This window comes from Micrococcus sp. HMSC31B01 (assembly GCF_001816085.1).
Lineage (GTDB): Bacteria > Actinomycetota > Actinomycetes > Actinomycetales > Micrococcaceae > Micrococcus > Micrococcus luteus.
On the sequence record NZ_KV825060.1, the window covers coordinates 1 to 12,805 of the forward strand.

Sequence of the window (12,805 nt, forward strand, 5' to 3'; positions counted from 1 at the left end):
CGAAGCGCACGTCGTTGAGGTAGCTGGTGGGCAACGCGACATCCTGGGGGAACAGGATGGTCTTGACCACTGTGTCGCTGGTCAGGTCGACGCAGACGAGCTTGGGCCCGCCGTAGGTCGTGGGCTTGAATAGCGGGCTTCCGGTGTCCAGGATCCACAGCCGATCGGCAGGGTCCACCACCACGCTCTGCACCGAGACCAGGGTGTTCGCCAGGTCGTCGGAATCGGTGCGATTGATGGCCTCGTTCGGGTAGGCCACCGCCTCGCCGTCGCGAATTTCGGCCACCGTGAAGGCGACGTCATCGCCCCACTTCGGGTAATTGACGAAGATCCGCCCCCGGTGCGAGACCGTGACGCCGGTGAGCATGGCGCCGTGGAAATGGGCCACTTCCTCCAGCTCGCCCACCGGCTGCTCCGCGGGCAGGCCTTCCGATCGATTCTCCATCACATCGCTCCTGTCAGTCGGGCTCGTGCTCGGAACGGTACACCGGGTTCTCGGCCGCCGGGGCGGGAGCCTTCGGGCAGGACCAGTTCTGCCCGGCAGTCCCAGTGGGTTGCGGTGTGCGGTGCCCAGGACCCCGGTGCATGGAGAGCCCCCGTCCAAGTCACGTAAGGGGAGTGGTGCGCCGGTCAGCTGGTCCGGGCCACGGCGCTGAGCAGGGTGACCGCGACCGCGTCGATCTCGTGCGCTTCCACGCCGCCGACCTGGTTGAGCACCCGCAGCCGCGCCAGGGCGCTGTCTCCGATCGCCAGGACACCGTCTGATGAGACCAGCCCGACGTTGAAGTGTTCGGCCCACTCATCCCAGACGCCGCGGCTTTCGCACGCGAAAGCAACGAGTCGCGGGTCGTCGTGGGCATGTCGGAAGATCCGCGACTCGCCTCCGGACTGACCCGTCCCGGGCAGACCAGCCTCGTACAAACGCACCGGCACGCCCTGCTCCCGCAGCGCGTACGCCGTCGACAGACCAACGATCCCACCCCCGATCGCTGCTACCTCGGGTGAACGCGTCGTGGCAACGCCGTCGTCAGTTCCTGTCATCGCGGTTCCTCGATCTGTTGGTGATGAGCGATACGCCGCAGGAGAAGGGCCGCTGCCACGACGTCAGCGGGCTGTGTAAGCCCGCAGTCACCGCGCACAGCGACCCCTTCCTCTCTGGGCTAGGGCGTGTCTCCCTTATGCGCGTAGCCAGGTGAAGATGGCGCAGAGGGTGACGGCGGCGCGGTAGGTGATCGCTAGCTTGTCGTAACGAGTGGCCAAGCCGCGCCATTGCTTGGCTAGGGCGAAGTGGCGTTCCACGACGTTGCGCCCGCGGTAGGCCTGGGCGTCGAAGGCCGGCGGCCGCCCGCCGCGGCTGCCGCGACGGGCTCGGGCCGCGATCTGGTCCCGTTTCTCCGGAATTACCGCGGTGATTCGGCGGCGGCGCAGCTCGTTGCGAATCACTCCGGTGGCATAGGCCCGGTCGGCGATCACCGCCTCCGGGCGGGCTCGGGCGGCGCCGGCGCCGAGTCGGGGAATCTGGATTTCGGCCAGCACCTGCGCCAGCACGGCCTCGTCGTTGCGCTGCCCGCCGGTGACGATCGCGGCCAGCGGCCGGCCGCGGCCATCGACGGCGTGGTGAATCTTGGTCGTCAGCCCGCCGCGGGAACGCCCGATGCCGTGCCCGGGCGGCTCAACCTCATCCAGCGGCAGTTTCTTGTGATTCGCCCCGGCCCCCTGTGTCCTGGTCCGGACGAGTGGTGTTCGTGGCGTGCTGATGGGCCCGGGCGATGGTCGCATCGACCGAGACGGCCCAGTCAATCATCCCGGCCGCATCGGCCTCGGCCAGCACGTGGGTCAGCACCCGATCCCAGGTCCCATCCGCGGCGTAGCGGCGGTGGCGCTTCCACACCGTCTGCCAGGGCCCGAACTGCTCCCGGGGCAGATCCCGCCACGGGACCCCGGTCCGATACCGGTAGGCGATGCCCTCCACCACCCTGCGGTGCTCCCCGAAGGGATGCCCACGCCGGCCCTGATTCGAGGGCAGCAACGGCTCGATCCGCTCCCACTGCTCGTCCGTGAACACCTGATACCGCGACCCTGTCGACCTCACCCGACCAGCCTGCCGCGAGCCTCACCACCGATAAGGGAGACACGCCCTAGGGCAGATGGGACTTCAACGGCGATGTTGTGGCGAACAGGGTTCGGCCGTCTCGATGGTCCTCAGGACAATAGAACGGCCCGCGGGGGCCTGCGTCAGGAGAGCGGGTGTGGACATCTTCGGGAAGCCCAAGGCGCTCCTGGGAGAGCAGGGGACGCCGTCGCCGCGCCCACGGACCACGAGGGCAAGGAGATCTGCATCCCGCACGGCACCCCCCGAGTTCGACAGCCCCAACTGGTACCATAAGCAAGTACCACATCGCACCCGAGGAGGCCAGCATGTCCATCAGCGCCAGTGAAGCCCGCAAGACCCTGTTCCCGCTCATCGAGCGAGTGAATGCGGACCGCGACGCCGTAGAGATCGTCTCCCGCAAGGGGAATGCCGTCCTCATGCCCGCGGACGAGTACGCCGCCTGGCAGGAGACCGCCTACCTGTTCCGCTCCCCGGCCAACGCCCGCCGGCTGCTGGACGCCTACGAGCGCGCCCGCGCAGGGAGCGTCGAGGAGCACGCTCTGGACCGCATGGACGGGGACGCCTGAGTGCGCCTCGTGTGGGACCGCTCGGCCTGGGAGGACTACACGCACTGGCAGACCACGGACCGCAAGGTCCTCAAGCGGATCAACACCCTCATCGACGCCGCCCTGCGTGATCCCTTCGACGGGATCGGCAAGCCCGAGCAGCTGAAGTACGGCGCGCCCGGGGCATGGTCCCGACGCATCACGGAGGAGCACAGGCTCGTCTACCTCGTCGACGGCGAGGACCTGATCATCCTCCAGGCGAGGTATCACTACTGACATGCGCTTCACCCAGGCCGAGCTCCAGCAGTTCCGCGACCGCACCGTCCCCGACCTGTTGCCGGACCCGCTGCGGCTGCTGTTCATCGGCATCAACCCCGGCCTGTGGAGCGCCGCCACCGGTGCGCACTTCGCCCGCCGCGGCAACCGCTTCTACCCGGCCCTGCACCGCGCCGGGCTCACCCGACACCTGATCGACGCCTCCGACGGCTACAAGGCCGAGGACCTCGCCGAGCTGCACGCCCGCGGCATCGGGATCTCCAACCTCGTCCCGCGGGCCTCCGCCCGCGCCGACGAGCTCACCGCGGAGGAGCTCGCCGCCGCCCCCGCCCGCCTGGACGCGCTCGTGGCAGCGCATGCGCCGGCCGTCGTCGCTGTGTTGGGGGTGACGGCCTACCGGCAGGCGTTCGGACGCCCGAAGGCGGTGCTGGGGGAGCAGCAGACGCCGTGGCCGGGCACGCGGCTGTTCGTGGCGCCGAACCCCAGCGGGCTCAACGCTCACGCCACCCTGGACTCGCTCGCCGCGGACTACCGTGCGGCCGGTGCCGCGGCGGGGCTCGTGGACTGAGTGCGCCCGCTGTCCCTGCGGCCGCGCTGACGCCTCAGGCCCGTCAGAAGAGCGGCCAGGGCACGGCCGGCGTCAGCCCGCTCGGGGCCGGGAAGATCCCGCCGTCGAGCAACCGGGCACAGCGTTCGGCAAGGGCGTCGACTTCCTCGGCACCCAGCAGCTCCGCCAGCCCCCACCCCAGCTCACCGTCGAGCCCGTGGAGAACCCGGGCGACGCCGTCGCGCTCCTCCTCGCTCAGCGCCTCGCCCAGCCACCCCCACAGCACGGTGCGCAGCTTGTCTTCCACATGGAACGTGAGCCCGTGGTCCACCCCGTACCGGTGCCCGCCGGGCATGGCGAGAATGTGGGCGCCCTTGCGGTCGGCGTTGTTCACGATCACGTCGAACACCGTCATGCGGCGCAGCGCCGCCGTGTCCTCGTGGGCCAGGACCAGCCGATTCCCGTCCTCGTCCTCACCCTCCAGGATCGTGAGCCACCCCGAGGCCGGCACCTGGTCCGCCGGGAACAGGTCCACGGCGTCCTGCTCAGGATCCTGCTCCTGCCAGAGCTGCACCATCCCCTCGCCGAACGGGCCCTCGTGCAGCCAGGTGCGCGGCACGATCTCCCACCCCAGCGCCTCGGACACCAGGTGCGCGGCCACCTCGCGGCGGGCCAGGGTCCCGGCGGGGAAGTCCCACAGCGGGGCCTCACCGGCCACCGGCTTGTAGACCACCGAGGTGTCCCCGATGCTGCCCAGGAAGGTGGCGTTGGAGGCCGTCGTGATGCGGCCGGTGAGCATCAGCTCCCCGGACACCAGCTCGCCGGCGGGCACGTCCGCGGCGCTCATCAGGAGTCGGGGAAAGTGCAGTCGTGGCCGTCGGGGTCGATGGGCTGGCCGCAGTCCGAGCAGACCGGACGCCCGGCGTCCACGACCTCCCGGGTGCGCCGAGCGAACGCCCGGGCGGCGCCGACGGGCATCCGCACGCGCACGGCCTCGGCGTCCGCCTCGAGCGCCGGGTCGGCGTCGTCGTCGGTCAGGGGGTGCGCGTCGACGAGCACCTGCGCGGTGGTGGGGTCCCAGCCCAGGCCGATAGCCCCCACCCGGAACCACTCCTGCACCGGGTCCAGCGGATCGTTGTCCACGAGTTCCACGGGCGTGCTGGCCGGGACGCTGTGCGGGTTGCCCTCCAGCGCCATGAGATCGTCGAGGATCTCGTCGATCATCTCCGCCATCAGGGCCGACTGCTGCTTCTCCAGCGCCAGGCTCACCAGCCGGGGCCCGGTGCGCACCTGCAGGTAGAACGTGCGGGCGCCGGGACGCCCGAGCGTCCCGATCACGACGCGATCCGGCCAGTCGAACTCATGGGCGGGGGCAGGTGCATCAGTCATGCCACGATCCTAGGCGTCCGCTCGTCCACCGCACCGGCGCCCGTGCCTGCGCCGCCGCCCACCGGGGCGTCGTCGGACGGGCCGAGGGTCGCCAGCCAGGACAGGTCCCCGGCGTCGGTGTTCATCGCCCAGACCCGCGGGCGGGCCGGACCGTAGCTCACGATGGACACGGAGGCGGGCCCCACCTCGATCCGCTGGAACAGATCCAGGTGCGTGCCGAGCGCGTCGGCCAGGATCGACTTGATGACGTCCCCGTGGCTCACCGCCACCCACACCGCCCCGGGCCCGTGCTCGGCCTCGACCGCGGCGTCGTGCCGGCGGATCGCCGCCACCGCGCGGGCCTGCATGCCCGCCATGGACTCCCCACCGGGGAAGACGACGGCGGACGGCTGGGTCTGCACCGTCGCCCACAGGGGCTCGGTGGCCAGGTCGCTGAGCGCGCGTCCCTGCCACTGGCCGTAGTCGCACTCGGTGAGGTCGTCGTCGACCAGCGAGGGCACCGTCCCCGGCTGGCGATCGAGGAGGGCGCGGGCCGTCTGCGCGCACCGCTCCAGGGGACTGGCCACCACCGCGGCCACGGGCACGGCCGCGATCCGGCCCCCGGTGCGTGCCGCCTGCTCCCGTCCGTGATCGTCCAGGCTGACCCCGGGGGTGCGGCCCGCCAGCAGTCCGGTCGCGTTGGCCGTGGTGCGGCCGTGCCGCACGAGGAGAACCGTCGCCATGGCCTCAGCGTAGCGAGGGGATGCCCGCCTCTCGCGGACAAAGCCTCGCGGCCATGACGCAAAGGGTCAGTGACGCAACGCGAGCACGCCTATGCCCGGCAAGGCTGACGCCCGTCTGCAGGCCTCGAACGCCCGGAGCAGGCCCTCGAGGCCTAGGACGGCGCCCTGCTGCTGGTCACCCACGACCGCCGCATGCTCGAGGCCGTCCGACTCGACCGCCGCTGATACCCTCCCCCGGTAGTCAACCTCCTGCTCTCGGTGACGTTCGCGTGCGGCGTGGCGATCGCCGGGCTCCACGTGGTGAACCGGCGGTTCATCACGCCGATGTACGACGTCGTCCTCAACCTGGCCGCGTTCCTCGCCGCCGTCGCCTCCTCCGTGCTCCTGGGGCACGTGCTGCCCGCGGTGTTCGCCGCGCTGGCCGTGCTCGCCTGGCTGATCCTGGCCGTCCGCACGGTGCGCGCCCGCCGCGCGGGACATAAGTCTGCCGGCCAGCGCCCCGCCGGCGCCGGCCTCTAGGCTGGCGCCATGTCCTTCCTGATCCCTTCCGTCCCCGTCTCCTGCGGCTGCCGCCGCGAGGTCCGGGAGGAGACGGGGCTGGAGGTGACCGCCGGGCGGCTCGTCGCCGTCGACACGCGGCCCAGCAAGGCCGACGGCCGGATCGGCCTGCGCTTCCTCTTCCGCGCCGTCCACCCGCTCACTGCTGCGGACGTCGCCGCCATCCGCCTGCAGGAGGACGAGGCCTCCGAGCATAGCTTCGTGACGTGCCAGGAGGCCCGGAAGCTCCTGCGCCCGGCGATCGCCCGCCGCGTCGACGCCGCCTGGGACGCCGCGCACTGCGTCTACCTGGAGGACGGGCGTCCCGCCGCGGGGGTGGATCAGCCGGCGGGCTGAGGCCCGTCCTCCGGCCGGACGAGCGGTGCCCGGCGGCGTCCCCGTCCCGGATGAGGGCCGCTGCCTGATCTGCGGGCGTGATCGTGGCGGCGCGGTCAGGAGGGTGGACGCGGGACGAGACGGTGCGCCCAGGCAACGGCGGGACGGTCCCACGGACGCCGCTGCCGTGTTCTCCGCATCCGTGATCGACGACGCCACAGGCGTCAACATGGGCATCGGCTTCCTCGGCGTCGCCCTCGGCTTCGCCTGACCGTGGTGGCCATGGCCTACGCCGTGGGTCACGTCTCCGGCGGTCACTTCAACCCGGCAGTCACCCTGGGTGCGGCGCTCGCGGGTCGTCTGCCGTGGAAGCTCACTGTGCCGTACTGGATCGCCCAGCTCGTGGGCGGCGTGGCGGCCGGCGGCGTGCTGCTGGCGATCGCCTCCGGTCGTCCGGGCTACTCGCTTGCGGAGAACGGCCTGGCCACCAACGGCTACGGCGAACTCTCGCCCGCCGGCTACTCGATGGGCGCGGTGTTCCTGACAGAGGCGCTGCTGACCGCCGTGTTCCTCTACATCATCCTCGGCGCCACGGACCGCCGTGCTCCGTCCGGCTTCGCGCCGCTGGCCATCGGCCTGACCCTCACGCTGATCCACCTGATCTCCATCCCCGTGTCGAACACCTCCGTGAACCCCGCTCGCTCCTTCGGCGTGGCCCTGTTCGCAGGCGGGGACGCCCTCGGCCAGGTCTGGCTGTTCTTCGTGGCCCCGTTGTTGGGCGCCGCGGTCGCCGGTCTCAGCTACCGCTTCGTCTTCCCCAACTCCTCCCGGATGACCGAGGAGCTGCCCGAGCCCGCCGCCGACGGGACGCGTGACGCCGTCTGACCCCTGCCATTCGGACCTTGCCCTCACCGCCCCTTCTCTTCCCGCACCTCCTTGGAACGCAGCAGGCGCGGCGCCGTCGTCAGCGCCAACCCGCCGAGGATGTTCAGGGGGATCACCCACCACACCCAGCTGAGCCACTCGAGCCAGCCCACGCCGTGCGCTCCGGACGGGATGGCTCCGATGATGAGGATCGAGTCCATCACCGAATGGAAGAGCGAACCGCCGGCGAGGACGACGGCTCCGGCGACGGACGCGACGATCATCGCCGTCGGGCTGTCCGTCCCGGCCTGCATCCGCGTCACGAGGGTGATCGCCACCCCGGCCAGGACCGCCAGGGCGGCGCCCTGCCAGCTGAAGCCGATGTCCAGGAAGTGGTGGGCGCTCTCGGCCAGGGTGCCGTGCAGGTCGGGGAACCCCGCCACCACGAGGGCGATCATCACGGTGCCGCCGAGGAGGTTCATCACGAGGGTCACCGCCCACAGACGCAGCAGCTCCATCCACGTGCCCCGGCCGGCGGCGATCGCGGTGATCGGGTAGTAGAACCCCTCCGTGAAGAGCTCGGAGTGGGCGAGGAACAGGCTGACCAGGCCGATGGAGAACGCGAGTCCGGCCAGCAGGTGGCTGCCCGTCTCGTGGAGCGTGAGCAGGTACGCGAGCAGGCCGATCGTGATCTCGACGCCGCCCAGGAACCCGGTGGTCGTCAGGGCGGTGAGGGACCGATGCAGGCGTTCCGCGCCCTCGTCTGCCGCCTCCCTGTGGGCCGCCGGCCTGCCGGAGACGGACTGACCGGCATCGCTCCCTTCACGGTCATGTCCGTGGCACACTGGGCCCATGATGCATGACGAACGGCCCACGGGTCGGCTGGGCCTCGCCCTGGGCGGCGGAGGAGCGCGCGGGCTGTGCCACATCGGGGTCTGGCGGGTGCTCGAGGAGCTCGACATCCGCCCGGACGTGCTCGCGGGAACGAGCATGGGCGGCCTCCTCGGCGCGCTCATAGCCGCCGGTCATGACGCCGCCTCGCTCGAGAAGATCGAGCGGAGCGTGGACTGGCCGCGGCTCATCAACTGGGGCCTGACCGGCGGCATCCTCTCCAGCGAGAGGCTGCGGGCCTGGCTCCGCGAGCTGCTCCCGGACACCTTCGAGGAGCTGCAGATTCCCCTGGTGCTCACCGCGGCCGACGTCGTCGAGGGCCAGACCCGCTACCTGAACACCGGGGACCTCATCACCGCGATCCAGGCGACCACCGCCTACCCCGGCGCGCTGGAGCCGGTGACCGTGGGGGACTCCGTGCTGGTGGACGGCGGCATCCTCAACCAGATCCCGGTGGACGGGGTGCGCTTTCTGGGCGCGCAGCGGGTGATCGCCGTCGATGCCACCACGCTCGAGCCCCTGGAGCGGCCGGAGCCCGGGGCGCGCACCCGCCGTTCGCCCGCCACGTCGCTGCGCCAGGCCATGCGGGCGATCGACGTCATGCAGGCCCAGCTCACCACCGTCCGGCTCTCGCTCTACCGGCCGGACGTGCTCATCAGCCCGCCGATCGAGGGGATGACGGTCGCGGACTTCCGCAGCTCCGGCGTCGCCATCGCGGCGGGAGAGGAGGCGACGCGCGCCCGGGCCGAGAAGCTCGTGGAGCTCAGTCGCGGCAGAATGGCCTGACGCCCGCCGCACTTCCGTCAGGAGCACCATGACCGCCACCCTTGTCGCCTCCGGCCTCGCCGGCGGCCACGGCCACCGCACGCTCTTCGAGGATCTGGACCTCACGGTCGCGCCCGGGGACGTCGTCGGCGTCGTGGGGGCCAACGGCGCGGGCAAGTCCACCCTGCTGCGCATTCTCGGCGGGGACCTCGCGCCGCAGGCCGGCACGGTCAGCCTGGCCCCGGCCGACGCGTTCGTGGGCTGGCTGCCGCAGGAGCACGAGCGGGTGCCGGGGGAGACGGTCGCCGGGTACATCGCCCGCCGCACCGGCTGCGCCGAGGCCACTCGAGAGATGGACGCCTCCGCTTCGGGCCTGGCGGACCCGGACGTCACGGACGCCGCCGCAGACCGCTACAACACCGCCCTCACCCGCTGGCTGGCCTCCGGCGCCGCGGACCTGGAGGAGCGCATCCCCGCCGTCCTGGCCGACCTCGGCCTCGACCTCTCCGCCTCCCCGGAACAGGTCCTCATGACCTCCCTCTCCGGTGGGCAGGCCGCCCGCGTCGGCCTCGCCGCGCTGTTGCTCTCCCGCTTCGACGTCGTGCTCCTGGACGAGCCCACCAACGACCTGGACCTCGACGGTCTGACCCGCCTGGAGGCCTTCGTGCAGGAGCTGCGCGGCGGCGTCGTGCTGGTGAGCCACGACCGCGAGTTCCTGGCCCGCTGCGTCACCCGCGTCCTGGAGCTCGACCTCGCCCAGCGCACCAACCGCGTCTACGGCGGCGGCTACGAGGCCTACCTCGAGGAGCGGGCCACCCTGCGCCGCCAGGCCCGGGAGAAGTACGAGGAGTTCGCCGAGCAGAAGCAGGACCTCGTCTCCCGCGCCCGCACCCAGCGGGAGTGGTCCAGCCAGGGCGTGCGCAACGCGATGAAGAAGTCCCCGGACAACGACAAGCTGCGCCGCAAGGCCAACAGTGAGTCGAGCGAGAAGCAGGCCCAGAAGGTCCGGCAGATGGAGAGCCGCATCGCGCGCCTGGAGGAGGTGGAGGAGCCACGCAAGGAGTGGAGGCTGGAGTTCACCATCGGCGCGGAGCCGCGCTCCAGCTCCGTGGTCGCCACCCTCAACGATGCCGTGTTCCGGCTGGGTGGCTTCACGCTCGGCCCGGTGTCCCTCCAGGTCAACGCGGGAGAGCGGATCGGCATCACCGGGCCCAACGGGGCCGGCAAGTCCACCCTGCTGCGCGGGCTGCTGGGCCGCCAGGCCCCGGACGAGGGCACGGCCGCCCTGGGATCCAGCGTGCAGATCGGGGAGATCGACCAGGCGCGCTCACTGCTGGCCGGGACCGCCCCGCTCGCTGCGGCCTTCGAGGCGCTCGTGCCCGAGATGGCCTCCGGGGAGGTGCGCACCCTGCTGGCCAAGTTCGGCCTCAGGGCCGACCACGTGAACCGCCCCGTGGACGAGCTCTCTCCCGGCGAGCGCACCCGGGCATCCCTGGCCCTGCTCCAGGCCCGCGGGGTGAACGTCCTGGTGCTCGACGAGCCCACCAACCACCTGGACCTGGAGGCCATCGAGCAGCTCGAACAGGCCTTGGAGACCTATGAGGGCGCCCTGCTGCTCGTCACCCACGACCGCCGCATGCTGGACACCGTCCGCACCGACCGCCGCTGGCAGGTCCAGGACGGGCGGGTGACGGAGCGCTGATGTCCCGGGCACGGCGGCCGCGGCGTGAGGCTGGTGGGCGCCGTCACCCTTGCCCGAGATTCGGTTGTGTACGACCATGAGGGTTCAGTCCCCACCGACGAAAGGGCCCCAGACATGTCCCGCATCCTGATGATCCTCACTTCGCACGACCAGCTGGGAGACACCGGCCGCAAGACCGGGTTCTGGCTCGAGGAGTTCGCCTCGCCCTACTACGTCTTCACGGACGCCGGCCACGAGGTCACCCTGGCCTCGCCCCGCGGCGGCCAGCCGCCCATCGACCCGACGAGCTCGCAGCCGGAGATGCAGACCGACGCCACCCGCCGGTTCGACCAGGACGAGGAGGCCAAGGCCGCCCTGGCCCACACCACGCCCCTGGCCCAGGTGGACGTGGACGGGTTCGACGCCGTCTTCTACCCGGGCGGTCACGGCCCGCTGTGGGACCTGGTGTCCGACGCCGACTCCACGCGGATCATCCTCGACAGCGACGCGGCCGGGCGCCCGCTCGGCCTCGTCTGCCACGCGCCCGGGATCCTGCACCCGATCACCGCCGCCGACGGCACCCCGTTCGTGCGCGGCCGTCAGGTCACTGGGTTCACCAACGGCGAGGAGGAGGCCGCCCAGCTGACGGACGTCGTCCCGTTCCTCGTCGAGGACGCGCTGATCGCCGCCGGCGCGGACTACCGCAAGGGCCCGGACGGGGAGAGCTTCGTGGTCACGGACGGCACCCTGGTGACCGGCCAGAACCCGGCCTCCTCCGCCGACGCCGCCCGCCGCCTCCTGGACCTGCTCGCGCGCTGACCCTCCACCGAGCCCGCCGCCCCGACCCCGAGGAGACCACCATGAGCACCCCCACCCGCACGCGCGAGATCCACCTCGCCTCCCGCCCCCACGGCGCCCCGACGCCGGAGAACTTCCGTCTCACGGAGGTCGAGCTCCCCGAGCTCGCCGAGGGCCAGGTCCTCGTGCGCAACACCGTGATGTCCGTGGACCCGTACATGCGCGGCCGCATGAACGACGTCGAGTCCTACGTGCCTCCGTTCCAGCTCGACGCCCCCCTCGACGGCGGCGCGGTGGGCACCGTGATCGCCTCGCGCCACGCGGACGTGCCGGAGGGCACGTCCGTGCTCCACGGCCGCGGCTGGCGCGAGCACGCCGTCCTCGACGGCGACGCCGTCCAGGTCGTGGACACCTCCCAGTTCTCGGACAGCACCTACCTGGGCGTGCTGGGCATGACGGGTCTGACCGCCTACACCGGCCTCGTGCACGTGGCCGAGATGCAGGAGGGCGACGCCGTCTTCATCTCGGGCGCCGCGGGGGCCGTCGGCTCGGTCGCCGGCCAGATCGCCCGCCTGCTGGGCGCCTCGCGCGTGGTCGGCTCGGCGGGCACGCCCGAGAAGGTGGCGCGGGTGAAGGAGCTGGGCTTCGACGCCGCGTTCGACTACCACGACGGCTCGCCCACCGATCTGCTGGCCGAGGCGGCGCCGGAGGGCATCGACGTCTACTTCGACAACGTGGGCGGCGACCACCTCGAGGCCGCCATCGCCGCGCTGCGGGTCGACGGCCGCGTGGCGATGTGCGGCGCGATCGCTCAGTACAACTCGACGGAGCCGCCGGCCGCCCCGCGCAACCTCGCCCTGGCGATCGGCAAGTGCCTGACCCTGCGCGGCTTCGTCCTGCAGAAGTACGCGGCGCAGGTCCGCCCCGAGTTCCTCGAGCGCGTGGGCCCATGGGTCGCCGCCGGGAAGATCCAGTGGGACGAGACCGTCCGGGAGGGTCTGGAGAACGCGCCCCAGGCGTTCATCGACCTGCTCGAGGGTGCCAACACGGGGAAGATGGTCGTCCGGCTGTGACGAGCGACGGCGCACTCGGGGGCGGCATGGCCACCTTCCGGCATCAGGGCCTGACCTTCGATGTCCGCGACGGCGGGCCGGCCGAGGGGGAGGCGGTCCTGTTGCTGCACGGCTTCCCGCAGGACGCCACGTCCTGGAGGCACGTCGAGCCGCTGCTGCACGCCGCGGGGCTGCGCACCCTCGCGCCGGATCAGCGCGGCTACTCCCCGGAGGCCGCTCCGCGGGCGACGGCGGCCTACCGCCTCCCGGCGCTCGTGGGGGACGCCGT

19 protein-coding genes and 1 pseudogene are annotated in these 12,805 nt (G+C 71.9%); 13 read left to right on the forward strand and 7 right to left on the reverse strand.

Features of this window, described 5'->3' with window-relative positions:
* The 3 genes from HMPREF3105_RS04670 to HMPREF3105_RS12645 all read right to left on the reverse strand — a co-directional run.
* Positions 1 to 445, reverse strand: a 445-nt coding sequence (locus HMPREF3105_RS04670; RefSeq protein WP_246830331.1) for an L-dopachrome tautomerase-related protein, incomplete at its 3' end; no start/stop codon positions are given.
* A gap of 185 nt (positions 446 to 630) precedes the next feature.
* A complete protein-coding gene (locus HMPREF3105_RS04675) occupies positions 631 to 1,041 on the reverse strand; it encodes an FAD-dependent oxidoreductase (protein ID WP_070708869.1) in 411 nt (136 codons plus the stop codon).
* 135 nt (positions 1,042 to 1,176) lie between these two features.
* Positions 1,177 to 2,092, reverse strand: a protein-coding gene (locus tag HMPREF3105_RS12645) for an IS5 family transposase (protein ID WP_201292392.1) whose coding sequence is annotated in 2 segments (ribosomal slippage) — positions 1,177 to 1,716 and positions 1,718 to 2,092 — 915 coding nt in all. Because the reading frame shifts where the segments join, the coding sequence is not laid out codon by codon here.
* A 326-nt stretch (positions 2,093 to 2,418) separates the two neighbouring features.
* Here HMPREF3105_RS12645 and HMPREF3105_RS04690 point away from each other — a divergent pair.
* The 3 genes from HMPREF3105_RS04690 to HMPREF3105_RS04700 are packed head-to-tail and all read left to right on the forward strand — an operon-like array spanning position 2,419 to position 3,502.
* The gene (locus tag HMPREF3105_RS04690; RefSeq protein WP_036340860.1) at positions 2,419 to 2,679 is read left to right on the forward strand and encodes a type II toxin-antitoxin system Phd/YefM family antitoxin; all 261 of its coding nucleotides are present in this window, start codon (positions 2,419 to 2,421) and stop codon (positions 2,677 to 2,679) included.
* Positions 2,680 to 2,934, forward strand: a complete 255-nt coding sequence (locus HMPREF3105_RS04695) for a Txe/YoeB family addiction module toxin (protein ID WP_041103932.1) — start codon at positions 2,680 to 2,682, stop codon at positions 2,932 to 2,934.
* Between the two features lies 1 nt (position 2,935).
* The gene (locus HMPREF3105_RS04700; protein WP_041103934.1) at positions 2,936 to 3,502 is read left to right on the forward strand and encodes a mismatch-specific DNA-glycosylase; all 567 of its coding nucleotides are present in this window, start codon (positions 2,936 to 2,938) and stop codon (positions 3,500 to 3,502) included.
* Positions 3,503 to 3,545: 43 nt separating this feature from the next.
* Here HMPREF3105_RS04700 and HMPREF3105_RS04705 read toward each other — a convergent pair whose 3' ends face one another.
* Genes HMPREF3105_RS04705 through HMPREF3105_RS04715 form a run of 3 tightly spaced genes read right to left on the reverse strand, consistent with a single transcriptional unit; the run spans position 3,546 to position 5,592 of the window.
* Complete coding sequence (locus HMPREF3105_RS04705) at positions 3,546 to 4,328, reverse strand: SCO1664 family protein (protein WP_070708870.1); 783 nt, start codon at positions 4,326 to 4,328, stop codon at positions 3,546 to 3,548.
* Positions 4,328 to 4,870 (reverse strand): DUF3090 domain-containing protein, encoded by a 543-nt coding sequence (locus HMPREF3105_RS04710; protein WP_063190266.1) that lies wholly within the window; start codon positions 4,868 to 4,870, stop codon positions 4,328 to 4,330. Before HMPREF3105_RS04710 ends, HMPREF3105_RS04705 begins: the two co-directional genes overlap by 1 nt.
* Positions 4,867 to 5,592 (reverse strand): histidine phosphatase family protein, encoded by a 726-nt coding sequence (locus tag HMPREF3105_RS04715; RefSeq protein WP_186299915.1) that lies wholly within the window; start codon positions 5,590 to 5,592, stop codon positions 4,867 to 4,869. The genes HMPREF3105_RS04710 and HMPREF3105_RS04715 overlap by 4 nt, the downstream gene beginning before the upstream one ends.
* A gap of 123 nt (positions 5,593 to 5,715) precedes the next feature.
* On the opposite strand from HMPREF3105_RS04715, the pseudogene HMPREF3105_RS13765 reads away from it, so the two are divergent.
* The 5 genes and pseudogenes from HMPREF3105_RS13765 to aqpZ form a co-directional block, all read left to right on the forward strand.
* A pseudogene (locus tag HMPREF3105_RS13765) lies at positions 5,716 to 5,817 on the forward strand (ABC transporter ATP-binding protein); the annotation flags it as partial.
* Positions 5,818 to 5,850: 33 nt separating this feature from the next.
* The gene (locus HMPREF3105_RS04725; RefSeq protein ID WP_070708871.1) at positions 5,851 to 6,111 is read left to right on the forward strand and encodes a hypothetical protein; all 261 of its coding nucleotides are present in this window, start codon (positions 5,851 to 5,853) and stop codon (positions 6,109 to 6,111) included.
* 9 nt (positions 6,112 to 6,120) lie between these two features.
* Positions 6,121 to 6,486, forward strand: a complete 366-nt coding sequence (locus HMPREF3105_RS04730; RefSeq protein ID WP_240739684.1) for an NUDIX hydrolase — start codon at positions 6,121 to 6,123, stop codon at positions 6,484 to 6,486.
* Positions 6,487 to 6,589: 103 nt separating this feature from the next.
* A complete protein-coding gene (locus HMPREF3105_RS13770) occupies positions 6,590 to 6,736 on the forward strand; it encodes a hypothetical protein (protein WP_313955382.1) in 147 nt (48 codons plus the stop codon).
* An 11-nt stretch (positions 6,737 to 6,747) separates the two neighbouring features.
* Positions 6,748 to 7,350: an aquaporin Z gene (gene aqpZ / locus HMPREF3105_RS04735; RefSeq protein WP_308409835.1), complete on the forward strand. Its 603-nt coding sequence runs from the start codon at positions 6,748 to 6,750 to the stop codon at positions 7,348 to 7,350.
* A gap of 23 nt (positions 7,351 to 7,373) precedes the next feature.
* Here the strand turns inward: aqpZ and HMPREF3105_RS04740 are convergent, their stop codons facing one another.
* Entirely contained in the window at positions 7,374 to 8,174 is an 801-nt protein-coding gene (locus tag HMPREF3105_RS04740; RefSeq protein ID WP_083325298.1) for a formate/nitrite transporter family protein, read from the reverse strand.
* Between the two features lie 7 nt (positions 8,175 to 8,181).
* Between HMPREF3105_RS04740 and HMPREF3105_RS04745 the strand changes: the two genes are divergently transcribed.
* From HMPREF3105_RS04745 to HMPREF3105_RS04765, 5 genes are all read left to right on the forward strand, one after another.
* Positions 8,182 to 9,006 (forward strand): patatin-like phospholipase family protein, encoded by an 825-nt coding sequence (locus tag HMPREF3105_RS04745; RefSeq protein WP_070708873.1) that lies wholly within the window; start codon positions 8,182 to 8,184, stop codon positions 9,004 to 9,006.
* 28 nt (positions 9,007 to 9,034) lie between these two features.
* A complete protein-coding gene (abc-f, locus tag HMPREF3105_RS04750; RefSeq protein ID WP_070708874.1) occupies positions 9,035 to 10,687 on the forward strand; it encodes a ribosomal protection-like ABC-F family protein in 1,653 nt (550 codons plus the stop codon).
* Positions 10,688 to 10,801: 114 nt separating this feature from the next.
* The gene (locus tag HMPREF3105_RS04755) at positions 10,802 to 11,485 is read left to right on the forward strand and encodes a type 1 glutamine amidotransferase domain-containing protein (RefSeq protein ID WP_070708875.1); all 684 of its coding nucleotides are present in this window, start codon (positions 10,802 to 10,804) and stop codon (positions 11,483 to 11,485) included.
* A 41-nt stretch (positions 11,486 to 11,526) separates the two neighbouring features.
* The gene (locus HMPREF3105_RS04760; RefSeq protein ID WP_070708876.1) at positions 11,527 to 12,537 is read left to right on the forward strand and encodes an NADP-dependent oxidoreductase; all 1,011 of its coding nucleotides are present in this window, start codon (positions 11,527 to 11,529) and stop codon (positions 12,535 to 12,537) included.
* Between the two features lie 26 nt (positions 12,538 to 12,563).
* A partial coding sequence (locus HMPREF3105_RS04765; protein ID WP_371441097.1) for an alpha/beta fold hydrolase occupies positions 12,564 to 12,805 on the forward strand: 242 nt, incomplete at its 3' end.

Coding starts and splice junctions, on each gene's coding strand:
- HMPREF3105_RS04745 (WP_070708873.1), top strand. CDS start 8,182: ATGATGCATGACGAACGGCCCACGGGTCGGCTGGGCCTCGCCCTGGGC.
- HMPREF3105_RS04705 (WP_070708870.1), bottom strand. CDS start 4,328: ATGAGCGCCGCGGACGTGCCCGCCGGCGAGCTGGTGTCCGGGGAGCTG.
- HMPREF3105_RS04755 (WP_070708875.1), top strand. CDS start 10,802: ATGTCCCGCATCCTGATGATCCTCACTTCGCACGACCAGCTGGGAGAC.
- HMPREF3105_RS04730 (WP_240739684.1), top strand. CDS start 6,121: ATGTCCTTCCTGATCCCTTCCGTCCCCGTCTCCTGCGGCTGCCGCCGC.
- HMPREF3105_RS04710 (WP_063190266.1), bottom strand. CDS start 4,870: ATGACTGATGCACCTGCCCCCGCCCATGAGTTCGACTGGCCGGATCGC.
- HMPREF3105_RS04700 (WP_041103934.1), top strand. CDS start 2,936: ATGCGCTTCACCCAGGCCGAGCTCCAGCAGTTCCGCGACCGCACCGTC.
- HMPREF3105_RS04675 (WP_070708869.1), bottom strand. CDS start 1,041: ATGACAGGAACTGACGACGGCGTTGCCACGACGCGTTCACCCGAGGTA.
- aqpZ (WP_308409835.1), top strand. CDS start 6,748: ATGGCCTACGCCGTGGGTCACGTCTCCGGCGGTCACTTCAACCCGGCA.
- HMPREF3105_RS04715 (WP_186299915.1), bottom strand. CDS start 5,592: ATGGCGACGGTTCTCCTCGTGCGGCACGGCCGCACCACGGCCAACGCG.
- HMPREF3105_RS04760 (WP_070708876.1), top strand. CDS start 11,527: ATGAGCACCCCCACCCGCACGCGCGAGATCCACCTCGCCTCCCGCCCC.
- abc-f (WP_070708874.1), top strand. CDS start 9,035: ATGACCGCCACCCTTGTCGCCTCCGGCCTCGCCGGCGGCCACGGCCAC.
- HMPREF3105_RS04690 (WP_036340860.1), top strand. CDS start 2,419: ATGTCCATCAGCGCCAGTGAAGCCCGCAAGACCCTGTTCCCGCTCATC.